The sequence below is a fragment of the Rhizobium sp. CSW-27 genome, assembly GCF_018760785.1.
Classification (GTDB): Bacteria; Pseudomonadota; Alphaproteobacteria; order Rhizobiales; family Rhizobiaceae; genus Neorhizobium.
The window spans coordinates 195,316-212,321 of sequence record NZ_JAHHZO010000007.1; the positions used below are offsets into that span (position 1 = coordinate 195,316).

Consider the following 17,006-nt stretch of genomic DNA (forward strand, 5'->3'; position numbering starts at 1 on the left):
AGAGGTCTATAAACCCACGCTGACAGCCTGTCGGCGCTGTCGAAATGCACGAGACTTCTGCCCGAATTCGGCAGATGTGTGCATCGGAAGCTGTCCTGCATAGGCTGTGGGCGTAAGTGCAATCCTGCGTCAAGGGATAGCAAAGATTCTTCGATAGGCAATAAAATTTTGGTTTATACTGAATTTATATACTGGATTTCGGTCTTTTGTTTTTCGGATACCTAAATGAATTTAATATAAAATAGTAATTGAGAGGGCGCGTCGTGGCGAAGGGGGCGTTGGTGAATCCGCGCGCCGACATGACACCTCCGTCGGCGGAACGGTTGTCCATGCTCCGCCGTAAGCCACCGCCACGCGGCTCGTCAGTGCACGCTAGAGGATGTCGATCGCCTCGATCAGTCGCAGGCCTGAGCCGCGCACCACCTGGATCGGCAGCGTGGTGCCGGCCTGGCTCGCCTTGAGGCGCAGGCGGGCAAAGGCCACATCGAAGCGCCGGCTGCCCGGGTCGGGGGCCGCATCGGCATAGACGTCCAGCACCTGCGCGCGGGAAATCAGGCTGTCCTTGTGCTGCGCCAGAAACTCCAGCAGCATGCTTTCACGGCCGGAGAGCTCCAGGCTCGCTCCATCCGGTGCCGTCAGTCGGCGCAGCGTGCGATCGAGCGTCCACCTGCCGCGCGGCTGCACCGGTGGAGCGGCATCCGGTGTGGCGGGACGTGGCGCTGGACCATCATGGCGCATGCGCCGGGCCAGATTGGCTGCCGCCAGCGCCAGTTCCTCGCTGTCCACCGGCTTGGTCAGGTAGAGATCGGCGCCCCTGTCATAGCCGCGAAGCCGGTCTTCCCGGGCGTGACGCGCCGTCAGCATGATAATGCCGGTCGGCGCGCCGACGCCGATGAGATGACGGGCGAGATCGAAACCGCTGACATCGGGCAGATTGACGTCGAGGATCGCGACATCATAGGTGGCAACGGCGAGTGCTTCGTGAAATTCTGCACCCGACGAGGCCTCGGCGACATCGAAGCCGCGCAGTTGCAGGTATTCCACCAGGCCCTGGCGCAGGTCTTGATCGTCCTCGACAAGAATCAGGCGAAATCTGTGAAGCTTGTTCATTGCGTCCATGACACTTTAATCTGCCGCCCGAGCGGTTTCGCACGGCGCCAGCCGGACCATATCTATAACGCGGGTGTCCAGCACCTTGAAGGCCAGATTCAAGATGATCATCGATCGGATTTTACCGCAGTATCCTCTGCGCGCAGGCTGGCCTCTCGTTGTTCTGCTTCTTGTCCTTGCTGGCGCGGTACAGCCGGCCGGTGCGGCAGAGCCTCCTTCGCTCAATGGGCATCTTGCGATCCTCATGGATCCGGCAGCGCACCTCACATTTTCCGACATCCTTGCGCCGGAACACCAGGCCGGTTTCCGGCCGCTCGCCGGCAAGGGGATCAATCTCGGTTACACGCGCGATGCATTCTGGCTGAAGCTCTCGCTTCCGGCTGGCAGTGACGTGAAGGGGGCGCTTTCGATCTTTCCGAACTATCTGGATTTCATCGATGTGTATGTGGCGCCGCCGGGTGCGCCGCAGACGCCCGCATCCTTCACCCGGTTTGCTTTCGGCGACTACAGGCCGCCGCCGCGCGAGGGACCGTCCGCCATTGCACCGACGGTGTTCGTCGATTTCGCCCGCGGCGAGATCACGACCGTCTATATCCGCATCCATAACGAAGGAACCTCCACGCAGCTCGATCTGCAGCTCGTTGCTGCGGACCGGCTTCCCACCCGCAATATCCTTGCCGGTCTTGCTCTCGGCTTGTGGTTCGGCGCCATGACAGCGCTGCTGCTGACTCAGCTGGTCTTTGTCTATTTTGATCGCAAGCCGCATTATACTCTACTGTTCTTCAGCACCCTTGGCGTCATCCTGATCTATTTTGGCAATCTGGGGTTTAGCCATGCCTTCGTCTTTGCCGGCCAGGGGGCGGCAAACGACGCCTTCATCGGGGTGAATGCCTGGGCAGGGCTGAGCGCCAGTTCGCTGGCCTATGCGGCCATGCTCAATCTGCGGAATCGGTCGATCTGGCTTTATTGCTGCTACCTGGCCGTGGCCGTGTTCGGCCTGCTGGGGTCCGTGTTCGCGCTGGCAAATCAGAACCTGCTGTTCGGCCCCTATGGATCCATCACCGGCGTTCTCGGTGCTCTGATGACGACGGTTCTGGGTTTCCGGCAGATGAACAGCGAGGGGACGGCCAGCCGCCTCACCGCGATCGCCTTCGCGCTGGTCGGTTTCGGCGCGACCGTTGCGATGCTGCAGCGGCTTGGCGTCACCTGGATGCCGGACTGGACCTTCAGTGCCTATGGCATTTCCGTGCTGTTGCAGACCCTGCTTTTGACGGGCGCCATGGCGGTGCGGCTGCGCGATGCCGAGACGCAGAACAGGAGGATGCAGGAGGAGGCGCTTCAGCATGCCCGTTCGTCCGAACAGATCGCCGCGCGACTTGTGGCGGAGCGAACCCATGAGCTGGTGGAGGCGCGCAAGGTGGCGGAAAATGCACTGCAGGCGGAGATGGACTCCCAGCTTCGGCAGGTGCGGTTCCTGGAGGTTGTCTCGCATCAGTACCGGACACCTCTTGCCTCGATCCGCTCCAACATCGACAGCATCGAACTGTCGCTTGCCGACATGGGCAAGGCCGATCGGACGCGCATCGAGCGGATTCGTCGCGCCGTTTCCCGGCTGGTGGAAATCCTGGAGATCAATGTGGCGCGCAGCCGTCTGCAGGGGCCTTCCTTCAAGCCCTCGATGGAGCCGCTTACCGTCGCGGCCGTCGTGACTTCGGCCACGCAGCGCGCCTATGACCTGCTGAACGCCCCGGACATCCGGCTTTCGATTGCAGAAGATGCCGCCACGGTTGCGGTTCTGGCGGACAGGGACATGTTGGAACTCGCCATCATCAACCTGCTGGAGAATGCCGCGAAATATGGCGGCAAGACATGTGGTGCCGCCATCATGCTCTGCCTCGAACGGCGCGGTGCAGCGGCCGTCATCTCCGTCATCGATCAGGGGGTGGGCATCCCCGAGCAGGACCTGCCCCATGTGCTCGAGAATGCCGTGCGCGGTTCCAATGTCCGCAGCGTTGAAGGTTCGGGGCTTGGTCTGTTTCTCGTTGCAAGGGTCATGACAGTGCATGACGGAACCGTCGAAATCGAGAGCCACAAGGGCACCACGGTGCGATTGATCCTGCCTCTTACACCTGGCTGAGACTGCTCATGGTCGTGAAATGGGCCGCAATGTCGCTAGGTGTTCCGGCGGACATCTGACATCCATTTTCCGGTTCTTTGCAATTGTTACCTGCCGAACACAGGTTTCGTTACGCAGCGTTACGCGATGACGCAAGAGGTAACCTTGGAAAAATAGCTTACAAGGGCGACATATACTATTATGTCGGCTCGTATGGGTTGCGGAACTTGCTTCTGCTTCAGGTTGATGAGCTCCAATTGAAGCATTGAATATGCGCACATTCAAAAATAACGGCGGGTTGTGAATAATGTCCAGACGCGTCTTACTGCTGCATACCCGGAGCGGTTTACACAGGACGGGCTATTACGGTTTTAGCTGGATGAGCCTGTTGATTGCGGGGGGACCGGCAATGTGGCGCGGTGATCTGGGGCGTGGTCTCGCCATCTCGATGACGGCTCTGGTGGCGGGCCTGTGCCTGGTTGTGGCGGGCATGGGGCTTTGGGGCCTGCCGCTCGGCTGGCTCGCCACCGGGGCGATGTGGGGCAGTCTCTACAACAGGCTCTATACGACGCGGCTGCTGGCCAGAGGCTACCGGCTGGCCGGAACGGAGGAGGAAAACGGCCGCGCAGCCCTTGCGCTCGGCATTGAAGGGACCGGTGCGGCCACCTGTCTCGGCTGAACCTTCTCCGCTTGGACCGTGCGGCAGGTTTGGGCGGGCTGGGCCACGGGCGTGCCCGCATGGCTGGTCTGATGGGAACGATAAGAAAAGGCGATATGACGAAAGGAGGAGCCTGATGGACAAGGCACATTTCGACCGGCATTCCGACACTGTCGAGGAGGCGATAGGCGATGCCGAAACCATGAAGCTGCGCTCGACCCTGGTCCGGGCAATCGAGAGGCATATCCGCGCCCAGGGATGTACCCAGACAGAGGCTGCCCGACGACTGGGCGTTACGCAGCCGAGGATCTCCGATCTGATGCGCGGCAAGATCCACATGTTCACCCTCGACTCGCTGGTCAAAATGGCTGTTGCCGCAGGCCTGGGTGTGGAAGTGCATCTGGTGGTTCGCGCTGCGTGAGCGCTGCAGGTGCCCGGGCACCTGGCAGATGTCTCTTGCGGCTTCCCCGCCGTGATGGAAACCGTCGCGGCGGCGCCGAGTCTCTGCGTGCAGGCACGAGTCTCGTCGGCAAGGCGCTTCCTTTTCGACGGTAAAAGTTCCGATCCCGTCGCCCTTCCGTTCGGTGAAGGAGGCGGATGACTGTATCGTCACCAAATCAGACGCCGCGTCACCCCGGAGCCGCAGGTCACTTGTCTAGCGGATGCGGCAGGAGGCGCGGGAGTAAGCCCGCCAGCGCCCGAAGGTGCGGCAGAGACCGGGCGGTGCGCCCGGCCTCTGCCCGATTGCGCGTCAGGCGGGTTACTGCGCCAGCCCGAGGTTTGCCAGATAAGCGGCAGAGGCCTGGATCTGGCTCTTGTCGCGGATCTCGATGATCAGGCGCGGGTTGGAGGTGATGCCGGCAAGGCGGGCGAAGAAGGCGCGCCAGTTGATGTTGCCATGGCCGAGCGGCCAGTGACGGTCGGCATAGCCGTCGGCATCCTGCAGATGCACATGCTGCAGCAGGTTGCCGGCGTCATGGGCGAAGTAGTCGACCGGGGCCGCACCGGTGGAACCATGCGCGTAATGCGCGTGACCGGTATCGATCGACAGCGCAAAGGCCGGCGAGTTGAAGCTTTCCACCAGACGGCGGCGCTCGGCGGGGTCCTTGTCCTCGATGTTTTCCAGCACGAAGACGCAGCCCTGGTCCTCGGCGCGCTTGACGGCGGCATCGAGCGTCTGGTGCGTCATCTCGAACACGCGCTGGCGTTGATCCGGCCAGTTGTCGAGATTGTTGTGCATCCAGGTCGAATAGGGGCTGTGGATGACGATCTGGGTAATGTCGAGGGCTGCGGCGATATCGAGCGCCTGCTCCATGCGGCGCGCAACGACGGCGCGCACATCCGGATCGGCGGAGGCGACATTGAGGCCCATGAACGGGCCGTGCATGCCGAGCCGCCCCTGATGACCGTCGAGAAGCTGCCTTGCACGCTCCACCAGCGGCTGCCAGTCGCCGCAGAGAACTTCGGCCGGAACAAAATCCTGCAGCTCGAGATCGCGCGGCTTCTCCAGCAGCCAGTCCCGGTTCAGTTCGACGTCCTTCAACGTCATGGCGGCGCCAAGAATGGGCAGTTGAGACATGGTATGGTCCTTCTATTGTATCGAGCAGCATGCTGCGGGGGAGGAAAGTCAGGAAAGAGTGGGGTCCAGCCGGTCGCGCAGCCAATCTCCCAGAAGCGAGACGCAGAGCGCGGTGGCGGTGATGACGAAGGCCGGCGCCAGCATGATCCATGGGGCCGAGGACAGATATTCACGGCCGAAACCCACCATGTTGCCGAGTGACGTATCCGGCGGCTGGATGCCGAGCCCGAGGAAGGAGAGGCCGCTTTCGAGCAGGATGATTTCCGGAAAGGCGAGTGTCATCGAGACGATCAGCGTCGAGGCGATGTTGGGCAGGATATGGCGACCGTAGAGGCGCCAGGGCGAGGCCCCCAACTGATGCACGGCCGCGGCATAGCCATGCATCCGGCCGCTGATCGCAAGGCCGCGGGCAATGCGTGCATAACGTTCCCAGGCATGGAATCCGAGCAGGCAGACGAACAGCACCAGCGAATTGCCGAAAAATGCCAGCACCGCCAGCGCCAGCACCAGGAAAGGGATGGCGGCGGAAAAATCCACAAGTGCCAGAACGGCCTGTTCGACAATACCGCGGAAATGCGCGGCGACGAAACCCAGCGTCACGCCGACCACGGCCCCGATGATGGTGGCACCGAAGGCAATCAGCAGGCTCATGCGGATCGAGGTGATGAGACGCGACAGCACGTCGCGGCCAAGTTCGTCCGTGCCGAGTATATGGGCCCAGCTGCCGCCCATGAAGACCGGCAGGCTCAGCCGGTTGCGCAGGTCCATCTGCGTGAAGCGGTAGGGCGAGATCAGGTCGGCAGACACGGCAATCGCCAGCATCAGCACGAGCCAGAGGACGGCGATGGTGATCAGGATCGGCATGCGGTTGAGGCGCTCGAGCAGCGACCTGAACCGCGCCAGCAGCGAACCGCCGGCCGCAACGGTGGAGGAGATGGTATCGACCATGTTCGGGCTCCTTCAGGGACACTTCGGCTGGAGACGGGGCGGGCTTGAAACGGTGAGGGGCATCAGCGGCGCGCCGGCCTTGCCTGCCCATGCATGCGCGGGTCGACCAGGCCATAGAGCACATCCACGATCATGTTCGCCGCGACCATGGTGATGGCGATCATCAGGACGATGGCCTGCACGACGCCGAGATCCCGGTTGGCGACCGAGATGACCAGCAGCCGGCCGACGCCCGGCCAGGAAAACACGCTTTCGACGACGACGGCGCCCGCAACCAGACCGCCCAGCATGAAGCCGATGATGGTGATGGTCGGAATGGCCGCATTCTGCAGCGCGTGACGCCAGACCACGGCCGACCAGGGCAGGCCCTTGGCGCTGGCCGTGCGGATATAGGGCTGGCCGAGCACCTCCAGCATGGCGCTGCGGGTGAAGCGCGCCAGAAGCGCTGCGCCGCCGAAGCCCATGGTGGCAATCGGCAGGATGGCATTCAGCCAGCTGTCCTGCCCGGCAGAAGGCAGCCAGCCGAGATTGACCGAGAAGATCAGCACCAGCAGCATGGCCAGGATGAAGGATGGAACGGCAAAGCCCGTCACCGCCATCACCATGACGCAGCGGTCGATCAGCGAGTTGCGGTGAAGTGCTGCATAGACACCGGCCGGAACACCGACGACGAGGTTCACCAGAAAGGCCGGCACGGTCAGTGCCAGCGTCGAGGGAACCCGCTCCAGCACGACCGACAGGACATCGCGGCCATCGCGCATGGAGCGGCCGAGTTCGCCGCTGAAGATCGCCTCGAAAAACGAGAAATACTGGATCCATAGCGGCTGATCGAGGCCCCAGGCCTTCCGGAAGGCGTCGATGGCCTCCGGCGGCGCATCGGCGCCCATGATCACCATGGCCGGATCACCCGACATGCGCAGCACGACGAAAACGAAGGTCACGACCATGATGATGCTGACGGCGGCGCGGAGCAACCGGGAGAGAAGGTAATGCAGCATGTCAGCAGGTCTCCAGCGAAGCGGGAGCGCGGGCGGCGGCCGCCTCCCCGTGCGCGACGTGACAGGCAACGCGCCGGCCGTCGCTGCGGCGTGGCTTCAGTTCCGGCGCCTGCGTGCGGCAGGTTGGAGTGGCGACCGGACAACGTGGATGGAAGGCGCAGCCGGTCGGGCGATTGGCGGGATTGGGCGGATCACCCTGAAGGATGACGCGGGTCGTCGTCTTGCCCGGATGCGGAATGGCCGAGACCAGCGCCTGTGTGTAAGGGTGAGCCGGATCGTGCAGCACCGCATCCGGATCGCCTTCCTCGACGATGCGCCCCAGATACATCACCGCGACGCGCTGGCTGATCTGGCGAACGGCCCTCAGATCATGGCTGACGAACAGCATGCCCATCTTGAGCCGCTCCTGCAGGTCGCCGAGCAGGTTCAGCACCAGCGCCTGGATCGAAACGTCGAGTGCGCTGATCGGCTCGTCGCAGACGAGAAGCTCCGGATTGGTGACCAGTGCCCGGGCAATCACGGCGCGCTGGCGTTGCCCACCGGAGAGCGATTGCGGGTGCCGGGCGGCGTGATGCGGCTGCAGACCGACCTCCGCCATCACCGCAGCAACCCGTTCCTCCCGTTCGGCCGCGGTGCCGATGCGGTGGATATCGAGCGGCTCGGCGATCTGCACGCCGACCGTCAGGCGCCTGTCGAGAGCTGCCAGCGGATCCTGATAAACCATCTGCATGCGGCGGCGAAGATGTGCCCAGGCCGCCGTGCCGCTGCGCGGCATCGCGCCTCCATCGAACGTCACAGACCCCGTGTCCGTCGGCTCGATGCCCAGCACCAGCCGCGCGGTGGTGGATTTCCCGCAACCGGATTCGCCGACCAGGCCCAGCGTTTCGCCGCGCGCCACGGTGAGCGAAACCCCATCGACGGCCCGCACGAGGGTGGGCCGCCCCAGCAGCCCACGCCGCACCGTATAGCTGCGTGCCAGATCACGCGCCTCCAGCAGATCTGCCGTGCCGGCATTCATTGCATGGCCCTTTCGCGCGTGGTTGCCGCATGATGGTGCAACGGCTGGCCTGCCTGGGCGTATGGCCGCGCATGGATGCAGGCAGCGCTATGATCCTGCGTCAGGGGCAGCGGCACGGGATCCACCTCTGTGCAGCGGCCGGTTGCCGCGCTGCAGCGGGGCGCGAAGGCACAGCCCTGCGGCATCTGCGCGGCCTCCGGCACGCTGCCGGGAATGGCGACCAGCCGGTGGCGCGCGCCGCTGAGTGGGGGCAGGGCTCCCATCAGCCCGCGCGTATAGGGGTGGTTCGGATGGGTAAAGATCTGTCCGCTCGGGGCCTCCTCCACGATGCGGCCGGCATACATCACGGCGATGCGCGAACAGGTTTCCGAGACTACGCCGAGATCATGCGAGATCAGCACCAGCGCCATGCCGGTGTCGCGCCGGAGCGTGGTCAGGAGATCGAGGATCTGTGCCTGGATGGTCACATCCAGCGCCGTGGTCGGCTCGTCCGCCACCAGAAGCTCCGGCTGGCCGGCCAGCGCCATGGCAATCATCACGCGCTGGTTCTGTCCGCCGGAAAGCTCGTGCGGATAGGCATTGATGCGGTTCTTCGCATCGGGGATTCCGACCTGATCCATCAGGCGGATGACCTCTGCCTTCGCCCGCTCCCCGGTCATGCCGCGATGCAGGCCAAGCGCCTCGCCGATCTGGCGCCCGATACGGTGGACGGGATTGAGGCTTGCCGCCGGATCCTGAAAGATCATGGCGATGCGTCCGCCGCGCACCGGCTCCAGCCGTGCCTTCGGGGCACCGAGAATCTCGGTGCCATCGATGCGAACGGAGCCGCGTACCGTTGCCAAAGACGGCAGCAGGCCAAGTGCTGCAAGCCAGGTTATGGACTTGCCGCAACCGGACTCGCCCACCAGCCCGACCGCCTCGCCGCGCTCGACCGCCAGATTGATGCCCCGCAAGGCCGGCGAGCGGCCGAAGGCGACCGAGAGGTTCTGGATCTCGACGAAGGCCATGACCTCAGGCGCTCCAGTTGTGGCGACGGAAATCCATGACGAAGGACTGCGACGGTGTCCACTTGATATCGGCGCGCTTGGCGGTGAAGGAAGCGTTGCGGTGCAGCACCACATAGGCCGGATCCTCGATCTCGATGATCTGCAGCATGCGGCGCCACACCGCGATGCGGCGGGTGCGATCGGTGCTGGAGCCGAGTTCCTGCGACAGCTTGCCGAATTCCTCGTTGCGCCACTGGTTGCTCTTCCAGGGAGAGCCGAGCGGTCCCCAGGAACCCGACATCTGCACGTACGGGTCCGGCAGGCTGGCGGCCGCCGACCAGTCGTGGATCCCGCGGGTTTCCGGGCCGCCTTCGCTGATCTGCCCCCAGTTTTCCACCATCTGCAGCTTGATGTTTAGGCCCACCGAACGCCAGTTTTCGGTGTTGATCTGGGCGGTCGCCGTCTGGGCGGTATAGTAGTCGTTGAGCACCCGGTAGGGAATCGGCTCGCCATTATAGCCGGCCTTGCGCAAGAGCGCCCGCGCCTTGTCCGGGTCGTAGGCGGGGTTCTCGTGGTCGGCGATGTAGAAGTCGCCATAGAAGGTCCACTGCAGGCCGCGCGGCACTTCGGTGCGGCCGCTCCACAGGGACTCGACGATCAGCTCGCGGTCGACGGAATGGGTCAGCGCCTGGCGCACCAGCGGATTGGCGAGCACAGGATGCGACTTGTTGAATACCGTATAGCGCGTGTTGTTGATCGGTCCGCCGACAACCTTGAAGCGCTTGTCGGCCTCGACAGTCGCGATCTGGTCCGGAGGAATGTCGCAGGCGAAATCGGCGCCGCCGGAGCGCAGCAGGTTGATGCGGGAGGCGGTTTCCGGCGTTTCGACGAAGCGGATCTGGCGTAGCGGCGGGCGGCCTTCCCAGTGGTCGTCGAAGGCGGAAAGCGTCAGCACGGAATCCGGCTTGTATTCGGTGACCGAATAGGGACCGGTGGTGACAGGCTGGCGCGCCCAGTCCATCCAGCTCCTGGCTTCAAGAAAGGCACGCTTGCTGACGATCATGCCGATCGAGGCAGACAGGCGGCCTTCCAGAACCGGGTCGATCGAGGCATTGTGCAGCCGGATCTTGTGCGGGCCGAGCACCTCGATCCGCTCGAAGGCGGGCAGTGCCTGGCGGGCCACCGCCTTGACATTGTCGGGAACCTCCACGGTTCCGCCGCCCCACATCCGGTCGGGGCCATAGGAGAAGGCCACGTCCTCGGCCGTCATGACGTCGCCATTGTGGAATTTCACGCCTTCGCGCAGGTCCACATCGACGGTCAGATCGTCGAGGCGCTTCCAGCCGGTGGCCAGCTGCGGCTGCAGCGACATGTCGCCGATCCAGTCATTGCCGAGCAGGGTTTCGGCATAGCTCGTGTAGATGCGGGCGCCGACATTCGACTGTTCCGTCAGCATTTCCAAGGTGTTGGAGTTGGAAATGCGCTGAACGGCAACGGTCACGGCGGGGCGGTCGGCGGCCTGTGCCGCGGCGAAACGCGGCATGGCAAAGGCGGCCGTGGAGGCAGCCGAAAGGGACATGAGGTGGCGACGGGTGATTCCAGTCATTTTCTTGACCTTCTGAAAATGGCAAGCAAAAGGGGACGAGCCGCAAGAACGCGGGCAACCGCGTCCGGCGTGTTCAAGCGTCGGCGAAAAAGGGACGATGATGTTCGTTGTCCGGCGGAATACGCACGCTTCTCGTGTGCCCGCCGCATGCGAATTTTAATAAGCGGTCATTGTGAACTGCACATGACAGCTGTAGGTACAGCTATGAAATTCGAGGGGTCGGGGACGATTGATGGAGCCGCAGTGGTTCAGGGTTTATCAGGCAGTGAAGAAGGCCATTCTGGTGGGAGAATTGCAGGCGGGAAGCAAGGTGCCGCCTGAATTCGATCTGTCGGAGGAATATGGCGTCAGCCGCAACACGGTGCGGCGCGCCTATCTGGCGCTGTCGCAGGAAGGCCTGATCCGCAGCGTGAACGGGCGCGGTTCCTTCGTCATGCAGAGGGGAATGACCTATGAGGTGGAGGCCACCTCGCGTTTCCGCGATGTTCTGGACCGGCAGGGCGTGCGCTCCGCCGTCCGGATTCTGGAGAGTGAGTACACCGAGGCGGACGAAGACATCGCCCGGATCCTGAAGGTCAAGACCGGTCATCCTCTCCTGAGAGCCACCGACCTGATCCTGGGAGACGAGGTGCCTTTCATCCTGACGGTTCGCCATATCCGCGCGGATCTTATCGACGATCTCGAGCGAAAGCTTAAAGAGGCCAATTCGCTGACGCTGGTCGCCCGACGCGAGGGGCTTGGGCAGTTGCGTCGCGTCTCGACCACCGTCGAAGCGCGGCTGCCGACGGAGCGGGAGGCGAGCCTCCTGCAAAGCCCGGCCAATGCGCCGGTGCTGCTGGTTCATTCGACGGGCGGGATCGACAACGGCATTCTGCTGGAATGCCAGAAGGCTGTCATGAACAGCCAGCGCATCCGTTTGTCGTTCCGCAGCGCCGATGGCTGACGCCCCTGCCGACGGGCGATTGACCTTGCGGCGTAAGCTTGGGGCGAGAAGGCTAGAAGAAGGAGCCGGCCATTTCGGGGGTGCCCTCCAGGGCATGCGCCATGAATTCCAGGCTGTGGTGCAGCTTTTCGCGGGTAATGGGGCCGCCAATGCAGATGCGGACGGTTTCCTGCGGCTGCTGCTCCACCGTGAAAGCGTCGCTGACCACGATTCCGAGGCCGGTATGGCGCATATGCGAGGCGAAGGTCGATCGGGTCCAGCCTTCGGCCAGCGGCAGCCAGATGTTGAAGCTGAGCGGATCGGCCCTGTAGCTCCCAGCGCGTAAATGACTGGCAACGATCTGCTGGCGGGCCTCGGTCTCCTTGCGGATGAAACGCAGGATCATGTCCGCCGTCCCGTCCTCGATCCAGCGGGTGGCGAGTGCCGTGTTGAGCGGGGAGGCCATTACCGTATTGGCGCGCATGGCGGCGCCGAAGGGCCAGGCGGATTTCGTGTCGGGCGCCACAACGAAGGCCAACCGCAGTCCCGCGCCGATGCATTTTGCCAGTCCACCGATATGCCAGGTGAGATCCGGCGCCATGGAGGCAAGCGGTGGCGGCGCATGCAACGGAATGAAACCGTAGGCGTCGTCCTCGATGATCGGCAGGTGAAACTTTCGGGCGACCGCGCAGATTTCCTCACGCCGCTGGACCGGAATGGTCAGCGTCGTCGGGTTCTGCAGGGTGGGGTTCAGGTAAAGCGCCTTCGGTGATCGTGTCGCGCAGGCATGCGCCAGCGCATCCGGCAGGATGCCATGCTCATCCATCGGCAGGCCGCACATGCTGAGCCGCAATTGCGCGGCAATCGAGCGGATGCCGGGATAGGTGATGTTTTCCGAGAGGATCACCTGACCGGGTTTGGCGAGCAGCGTCAGGATGGCAAGCAGCGCCGGATGGGCGCCGGGGGTCACGAAAATCCGCTCCTGCGAGGGAACCAGCGCGCGCCGGCCAAGCCAGGCGGCAGCGGCATCCTTGTCCATCTCCGCGCCGCCAAAACCCTGGTAGCGCAGCAGCGGCACGATGGAGGAAGCGACCGCACACAGCCCTTCGCGCATCCGCTCGATCAGGTCCGGATCATCCGGTTCAGGCGGCATGTTCATGGAATAATCGGCGGCGGACAATCGCCGTTGGTCCGGTGCGGCCTCGAGCGCAAAACCGCGGCGTTCCTTGTCCTGTCCGCCGGTCACGAAGGTGCCACGCCCGACATGGCTGTCAATCAGGCCGCGCTTCTTTGCTTCGACATAACCGCGGGCGACGGTGGTGAAGTCGATGCCGAGTCGCTTTGCCAGATCGCGCTGAGGGGGAAGGCGATCCCCGACGACAAGCACACCGCTGCGCAGGTCCATCTCGATCACGTCCGCGATGGCCATATAGCGCGGGCTGCTGCTGCGCCGAAGGTCCGGCATCCATTCCATCATCTTTTGTCCCTCATTCTCTGATTGACCGTATATCGATGCGATCAATTGCTGTCATCTCTTTTCAACCGGCTCCGATTGCCCGGTGCTCGTGACCAGCTTGCGGATGCATGACAGAACGCAATCATCATGCATCTGCGCGGCTTGAAGGACTGCTGATCGGCGGATTGCTCGCAGATTGACGGGGTTACGGAAGTGGCAGATCGCCTCAAGTTTGGTGGGTGACTGCGCGAGTCTTGAACCGTATTTTCAAGAAAGGGCTTTCATTGAATGCATAAATGAATGGATATGCACATAGATTGATCGGTTATTGGTGAAATTCAATTTGGCACGGCCCTTGCAAAACATCCTGTGCCCCAGGAGGGGAGCCAGTTTTTTAAGTCACAGGAGCCACGGATGCCCGCAGTCACGAAGCCAGCCCATGAAACCGGGGATTTTTTTGTCGATTATGAAGAGAAGGTGTTTGAGGACGTACAGGCCAAGGAAGGCGAGAAAGCCCTCATCACCTTTCATACGGTGGCCTTCGAAGGCTCCATCGGTCTTGTCAACCTGCTGCAGGCCAAGCGCCTGAAGCGCAAGGGTTTCGAGACCTCGGTGCTGTTGTATGGCCCCGGCGTCACGCTCGGCGTGCAGCGGGGTTTTCCCAAGCTCGGCGACGAGGCCTTCCCGGGTCACCTCAACTTCAACAACCAGATCAAGGGCTTCATGGAGGAGGGCGGCAAGGTCTATGCGTGTCGTTTTGCCCTGCAGGCGCTTTATGGCCACGGCGAGCCCTCGTTGATCCCGGGCATCAAGCCGATCAGCCCGCTCGACGTGCTCGACCTGATCCTCATCCATCGCCGCGACGGGGCCTTCATCCTCGACACCTGGACGCTGTGACGTGCTGTGGGGCGCGGACAATCCGCCGCGTCCCGCTTTTCCATGACAAGCCAAGGAATTCGACCGTGGACAAAAAGACCGTCAAGGTAGCCGCAGCCCAGATCTCTCCCGATCTCACCGCGCGCGACAAGACGCTGGCGCGGGTGCTGGAGACGATCCGCGACGCCGCGGCACAAGGCGTGGAACTGATCGCCTTTCCGGAAACCTTCGTGCCCTGGTATCCCTATTTCTCTTTCGTGCTGCCGCCGGTCCTTTCCGGCAAGGAGCATGTCCGGCTTTACGAAGAGGCCGTCACTGTGCCCTCCGATGCCACCCGCGCGGTGGCGTCTGCCGCCCGCGAAGCCGGCATGGTCGTGGTGCTCGGCATCAACGAACGCGATCATGGCTCGCTCTACAATACACAACTGGTGTTTGACGCCGATGGCCGCCTGATCCTGAAGCGCCGCAAGATCACCCCCACCTTCCACGAGCGGATGATCTGGGGGCAGGGCGATGGCGCGGGCCTGAAAGTGGTTGAAAGCGCGGTCGGCCGCATCGGTGCGCTCGCCTGCTGGGAGCACTACAATCCGCTTGCCCGTTATGCGCTGATGGCCCAGCACGAGGAAATCCATGTGGCGCAGTTTCCGGGCTCCATGGTGGGGCCGATCTTCGCCGACCAGATGGAAGTCACCATCCGTCACCACGCCCTGGAAAGCGGCTGTTTCGTCGTTAATGCCACCGGCTGGCTGACAGATGAGCAGATCCGTTCGATCACGCCTGACGAGGGTCTGCAGAAGGCGCTGCGCGGCGGCTGCATGACCGCCATCATCTCGCCGGAAGGCAAACATCTCGCGCCGCCGATTACCGAAGGTGAGGGCCTCCTCGTCGCCGATCTCGACATGAGCCTGATCGTGAAACGCAAGCGGATGATGGACTCCGTTGGCCATTATGCACGCCCCGAACTTCTGTCGCTGGCGCTCGACAACCGGCCAACCGCGCCGATGGTGACGAGCCTTGCGACCTTTCCCCCTTTCTCGACCGAAACCGATACCGCCACAGGGAGCACGACCGATGGACACGCTGCAGCCGTCGCCAATGACCGAAACGCTGATCAACGAGTTGCAGTCCTACGGAGCGAGGCTCGTTGATCCGAAAGCCGGGCACGAGAGCCGAAGAGGCGGCGCCGGTCCCTCCGACCACAAGGCGCTGACGATCGACGGCATGACCGTGATGGTGCCGGTGCATACGGCACCGGCTTTCGAGAGCCCCTATCTGGTGGAAAAACCGGACGAGCAGGGTAAAAGCCGCATCAGCCGCGATGGTCGCGTGCTGGGGGAGGTGAGTTTTCCCCTGCGGCCGCGCTTTTACGAATTGAGCACCGCTGACGGCATTCCCTATTCGCAGATTGCCGTGCTGCACGGGCGTGACGTGCTGGCGACCACGGTTTTGCAGACGTGTATCCGCTACCAGAGCCGCACGAAGACCTGTCAGTTCTGTGCCATCGGCCAGTCGCTGGCGGCTGGCCGCACCATTGCCCACAAGACCCCGGCGCAATTGGCAGAGGTCGCCAAAGCCGCCGTCGAACTGGACGGCGTCAAACACATGGTGATGACAACCGGCACACCGAAGGGGGACGACCGGGGCGCGGCCATTCTCGCGGAGAGCGCGAGGGCCATCAAGGCTGCGATTGACCTTCCGATCCAGGGCCAGTGCGAACCACCGGAAGACGACATCTGGTTCGATCGCATGAAGGAGGCCGGCATCGATACGCTCGGCATGCATCTGGAGGCGGTGACGCCGGAGGTGCGCGCGCGCATCATGCCCGGCAAGGCACAGGTTTCGATCGCCAAATACATGGCTTCGTTCGAAGCGGCGGTAAAGGTGTTCGGGCGCGGCCAGGTCTCCACCTATATCCTCGCCGGCTTGGGCGATACGCGCGAGGCAATCCTCGAGATCAGCGAGAAGCTGGTGGCGCTTGGCGTCTACCCTTTCGTTGTGCCCTTCGTGCCGATTTCCGGCACGCCGCTGGAAAGCCATGCGGCGCCAGCGCCGGAGTTCATGCATTCGATCCTGAAACCGCTGTCGGAAATGCTGGTGGCGAGCGGACTGAAGGCCGTCGACATCAAGGCCGGTTGCGGCAAGTGCGGTGCCTGTTCGGCGCTGTCCACCTATGAACGGAGGCTGACCGCATGATGATCGAGCCGATAGAGGCTTTCCGTGCTGCCGAATATCAGGTGAAGTTCGCCACCTGCCCCTGGGAGCGGGAACGGGCGCATGCCCTGCGTCAGGCGGTGTTCTGCCGCGAGCAGGGGATTTTTCGCGGCAGCGACCGCGATGCGGTCGACGAGACGGCGATCCCGATCGTCGCGCTCTCGATGCTCGGTGTGGTGGCGGACGATGTTGTCGGCACGGTGCGTATCCACGAGCCGGAGCCGGGGCTGTGGTGGGGTTCTCGGCTGGCCGTGCACCGCGATTATCGCAAGATCGGTGCGCTGGGTGCTACCCTGATCCGGCTTGCCGTCTCCTCCGCGCATGCAATGGGCGCCCATACCTTTCTCGCGCATGTGCAGGTGCAGAACGCGCTTCTGTTCCGCCGCCTGCACTGGAGTGTGCTGGAGGAGGTGGAGATCCACGGCAAGCCGCATCTGCGCATGCAGGCGGATCTTTCACACTATCCGCCCTGTTTTTCGCCGGAAGCCGGTTTCGTTGCCTTGCCGAGGAAGGCCGCATGAC

At 63.2% G+C, this 17,006-nt stretch carries 16 protein-coding genes; 8 read left to right on the plus strand and 8 right to left on the minus strand.

Going from position 1 to position 17,006, the window contains the following annotated elements; all coding sequences use genetic code 11:
• Window positions 1–372: 372 nt before the first annotated feature.
• Window positions 373–1,110 carry a response regulator transcription factor gene (locus tag KLP42_RS15355; protein ID WP_215567622.1) on the minus strand — a complete coding sequence of 246 codons (738 nt, stop codon included), beginning with the start codon at window positions 1,108–1,110 and terminating at the stop codon, window positions 373–375.
• A 103-nt stretch (window positions 1,111–1,213) separates the two neighbouring features.
• Between KLP42_RS15355 and KLP42_RS15360 the strand changes: the two genes are divergently transcribed.
• The 3 genes from KLP42_RS15360 to KLP42_RS15370 all read left to right on the plus strand — a co-directional run bounded on the left by KLP42_RS15360 (window position 1,214) and on the right by KLP42_RS15370 (window position 4,305).
• Window positions 1,214–3,247, plus strand: coding sequence for a sensor histidine kinase (locus KLP42_RS15360; protein WP_286675478.1), 2,034 nt, complete (start codon window positions 1,214–1,216; stop codon window positions 3,245–3,247).
• Window positions 3,248–3,605: 358 nt separating this feature from the next.
• Window positions 3,606–3,905: a hypothetical protein gene (locus tag KLP42_RS15365; RefSeq protein ID WP_215567624.1), complete on the plus strand. Its 300-nt coding sequence runs from the start codon at window positions 3,606–3,608 to the stop codon at window positions 3,903–3,905.
• Window positions 3,906–4,020: 115 nt separating this feature from the next.
• A complete protein-coding gene (locus tag KLP42_RS15370) occupies window positions 4,021–4,305 on the plus strand; it encodes a helix-turn-helix domain-containing protein (protein WP_215567625.1) in 285 nt (94 codons plus the stop codon).
• A 339-nt stretch (window positions 4,306–4,644) separates the two neighbouring features.
• Here the strand turns inward: KLP42_RS15370 and KLP42_RS15375 are convergent, their stop codons facing one another.
• The 6 genes from KLP42_RS15375 to KLP42_RS15400 form a co-directional block, all read right to left on the minus strand.
• A complete protein-coding gene (locus KLP42_RS15375; protein ID WP_215567626.1) occupies window positions 4,645–5,463 on the minus strand; it encodes a sugar phosphate isomerase/epimerase family protein in 819 nt (272 codons plus the stop codon).
• 48 nt (window positions 5,464–5,511) lie between these two features.
• Window positions 5,512–6,327, minus strand: a complete 816-nt coding sequence (locus KLP42_RS15380; RefSeq protein WP_215567861.1) for an ABC transporter permease — start codon at window positions 6,325–6,327, stop codon at window positions 5,512–5,514.
• A gap of 146 nt (window positions 6,328–6,473) precedes the next feature.
• Entirely contained in the window at window positions 6,474–7,409 is a 936-nt protein-coding gene (locus KLP42_RS15385; protein WP_215567627.1) for an ABC transporter permease, read from the minus strand.
• Window position 7,410: 1 nt separating this feature from the next.
• Window positions 7,411–8,427, minus strand: a complete 1,017-nt coding sequence (locus KLP42_RS15390; protein ID WP_215567628.1) for an ABC transporter ATP-binding protein — start codon at window positions 8,425–8,427, stop codon at window positions 7,411–7,413.
• Complete coding sequence (locus tag KLP42_RS15395) at window positions 8,424–9,434, minus strand: ABC transporter ATP-binding protein (RefSeq protein ID WP_215567629.1); 1,011 nt, start codon at window positions 9,432–9,434, stop codon at window positions 8,424–8,426. The genes KLP42_RS15390 and KLP42_RS15395 overlap by 4 nt, the downstream gene beginning before the upstream one ends.
• Window positions 9,435–9,438: 4 nt before the next feature.
• The gene (locus KLP42_RS15400; protein WP_215567630.1) at window positions 9,439–11,019 is read right to left on the minus strand and encodes an ABC transporter substrate-binding protein; all 1,581 of its coding nucleotides are present in this window, start codon (window positions 11,017–11,019) and stop codon (window positions 9,439–9,441) included.
• Between the two features lie 232 nt (window positions 11,020–11,251).
• On the opposite strand from KLP42_RS15400, the gene KLP42_RS15405 reads away from it, so the two are divergent.
• Window positions 11,252–11,962: a GntR family transcriptional regulator gene (locus KLP42_RS15405; protein WP_252193024.1), complete on the plus strand. Its 711-nt coding sequence runs from the start codon at window positions 11,252–11,254 to the stop codon at window positions 11,960–11,962.
• A gap of 52 nt (window positions 11,963–12,014) precedes the next feature.
• On the opposite strand, the gene KLP42_RS15410 is transcribed toward KLP42_RS15405, so the two are convergent.
• Entirely contained in the window at window positions 12,015–13,418 is a 1,404-nt protein-coding gene (locus KLP42_RS15410; protein ID WP_215567632.1) for an aminotransferase-like domain-containing protein, read from the minus strand.
• A gap of 393 nt (window positions 13,419–13,811) precedes the next feature.
• On the opposite strand from KLP42_RS15410, the gene KLP42_RS15415 reads away from it, so the two are divergent.
• The 4 genes from KLP42_RS15415 to KLP42_RS15430 all read left to right on the plus strand — a co-directional run bounded on the left by KLP42_RS15415 (window position 13,812) and on the right by KLP42_RS15430 (window position 17,005).
• Window positions 13,812–14,294, plus strand: a complete 483-nt coding sequence (locus KLP42_RS15415; RefSeq protein WP_215567633.1) for an MSMEG_0572/Sll0783 family nitrogen starvation response protein — start codon at window positions 13,812–13,814, stop codon at window positions 14,292–14,294.
• Between the two features lie 65 nt (window positions 14,295–14,359).
• The gene (locus KLP42_RS15420) at window positions 14,360–15,421 is read left to right on the plus strand and encodes a Nit6803 family nitrilase (protein ID WP_215567634.1); all 1,062 of its coding nucleotides are present in this window, start codon (window positions 14,360–14,362) and stop codon (window positions 15,419–15,421) included.
• Window positions 15,345–16,466 carry an MSMEG_0568 family radical SAM protein gene (locus KLP42_RS15425; RefSeq protein WP_252193025.1) on the plus strand — a complete coding sequence of 374 codons (1,122 nt, stop codon included), beginning with the start codon at window positions 15,345–15,347 and terminating at the stop codon, window positions 16,464–16,466. The genes KLP42_RS15420 and KLP42_RS15425 overlap by 77 nt, the downstream gene beginning before the upstream one ends.
• The gene (locus KLP42_RS15430) at window positions 16,463–17,005 is read left to right on the plus strand and encodes an MSMEG_0567/Sll0786 family nitrogen starvation N-acetyltransferase (RefSeq protein WP_215567635.1); all 543 of its coding nucleotides are present in this window, start codon (window positions 16,463–16,465) and stop codon (window positions 17,003–17,005) included. Before KLP42_RS15425 ends, KLP42_RS15430 begins: the two co-directional genes overlap by 4 nt.
• Window position 17,006 lies beyond the last annotated feature (1 nt).

What these genes read in the sequence shown, in the direction of transcription:
- KLP42_RS15370 (WP_215567625.1), top strand. Translation starts at nt 4,021, where the DNA reads ATGGACAAGGCACATTTCGACCGGCATTCCGACACTGTCGAGGAGGCG.
- KLP42_RS15375 (WP_215567626.1), bottom strand. Translation starts at nt 5,463, where the DNA reads ATGTCTCAACTGCCCATTCTTGGCGCCGCCATGACGTTGAAGGACGTC.
- KLP42_RS15380 (WP_215567861.1), bottom strand. Translation starts at nt 6,327, where the DNA reads ATGCCGATCCTGATCACCATCGCCGTCCTCTGGCTCGTGCTGATGCTG.
- KLP42_RS15395 (WP_215567629.1), bottom strand. Translation starts at nt 9,434, where the DNA reads ATGGCCTTCGTCGAGATCCAGAACCTCTCGGTCGCCTTCGGCCGCTCG.
- KLP42_RS15355 (WP_215567622.1), bottom strand. Translation starts at nt 1,110, where the DNA reads ATGAACAAGCTTCACAGATTTCGCCTGATTCTTGTCGAGGACGATCAA.
- KLP42_RS15425 (WP_252193025.1), top strand. Translation starts at nt 15,345, where the DNA reads ATGGACACGCTGCAGCCGTCGCCAATGACCGAAACGCTGATCAACGAG.
- KLP42_RS15430 (WP_215567635.1), top strand. Translation starts at nt 16,463, where the DNA reads ATGATGATCGAGCCGATAGAGGCTTTCCGTGCTGCCGAATATCAGGTG.
- KLP42_RS15415 (WP_215567633.1), top strand. Translation starts at nt 13,812, where the DNA reads ATGCCCGCAGTCACGAAGCCAGCCCATGAAACCGGGGATTTTTTTGTC.
- KLP42_RS15405 (WP_252193024.1), top strand. Translation starts at nt 11,252, where the DNA reads ATGGAGCCGCAGTGGTTCAGGGTTTATCAGGCAGTGAAGAAGGCCATT.
- KLP42_RS15390 (WP_215567628.1), bottom strand. Translation starts at nt 8,427, where the DNA reads ATGAATGCCGGCACGGCAGATCTGCTGGAGGCGCGTGATCTGGCACGC.
- KLP42_RS15400 (WP_215567630.1), bottom strand. Translation starts at nt 11,019, where the DNA reads ATGACTGGAATCACCCGTCGCCACCTCATGTCCCTTTCGGCTGCCTCC.
- KLP42_RS15360 (WP_286675478.1), top strand. Translation starts at nt 1,214, where the DNA reads ATGATCATCGATCGGATTTTACCGCAGTATCCTCTGCGCGCAGGCTGG.
- KLP42_RS15410 (WP_215567632.1), bottom strand. Translation starts at nt 13,418, where the DNA reads ATGATGGAATGGATGCCGGACCTTCGGCGCAGCAGCAGCCCGCGCTAT.
- KLP42_RS15385 (WP_215567627.1), bottom strand. Translation starts at nt 7,409, where the DNA reads ATGCTGCATTACCTTCTCTCCCGGTTGCTCCGCGCCGCCGTCAGCATC.
- KLP42_RS15365 (WP_215567624.1), top strand. Translation starts at nt 3,606, where the DNA reads ATGAGCCTGTTGATTGCGGGGGGACCGGCAATGTGGCGCGGTGATCTG.